General features: G+C 70.3%; 2 protein-coding genes. Both read right to left on the reverse strand.

Translation table 11 applies throughout. From position 1 onward, the window contains the following. A partial coding sequence (locus D1614_RS24310) for a TatD family hydrolase (RefSeq protein WP_175579314.1) occupies positions 1-339 on the reverse strand: 339 nt, incomplete at its 3' end. 15 nt (positions 340-354) lie between these two features. Next, the coding region (locus D1614_RS25860; RefSeq protein WP_206610175.1) for a hypothetical protein at positions 355-609 on the reverse strand (255 nt) is incomplete at its 5' end.

A 609-nucleotide genomic window follows, 5' to 3' on the forward strand; every position in this document is an offset into this window, starting at 1 on the left:
CTGGCGGAACACCGCTTCCTGCACGGCGATCGGGCTGTGGTTGTAATAGAGATCGAGCCCGGCCCCGCCGATGCCGACCACCTTGGGGCGTTGCGCCAGGGCGATCAGGTTTTCGGCCATAAGGCCCGGATTTTCCTTGGCTTCGTGCGGGTGTGTTCCGACGGTGCACCAGATGTCGTCGTGGGCCATGGCGATCTGGTGCACGGCCTCGAAGGCCGAGACGCGGTCGCAGATGGTGACCATCAGGGCCACGCCCGCCTGGCGCGCCCGCGCGATGACCTCCGCCTGGTCTTCGGCGAACTGCGGCGCGTGCAGGTTGACGTGGCTGTCGATGAGCATGGCGATCCGGGGCGGCTAGAGCCGTGCGGCGGCTTTGAGGTCGGCGATCACGCTCCAGAACGCGTCGGCGCGGTCCAGATTGACCGCGTCGACCTCGGCCGGCAGCGCCGTCAGCCTCTCCCACAGGGCGGCCCAGCGATCAACCGCCACGCCGGCGCGAACGGCGGCGGCGGCCAGGGCGCGCTCGCGAACCTGTTCGGCCAGCCGTTCGAGCACGGTGGCGAACCGTTCGGCGCCCTCCGCCCCTCGGAAGGTGTCGGCGAGGGCCAG

This window comes from Maribellus luteus (assembly GCF_003576475.1).
Classification (GTDB): Bacteria; Bacteroidota; Bacteroidia; order Bacteroidales; family Prolixibacteraceae; genus Draconibacterium; species Draconibacterium luteum.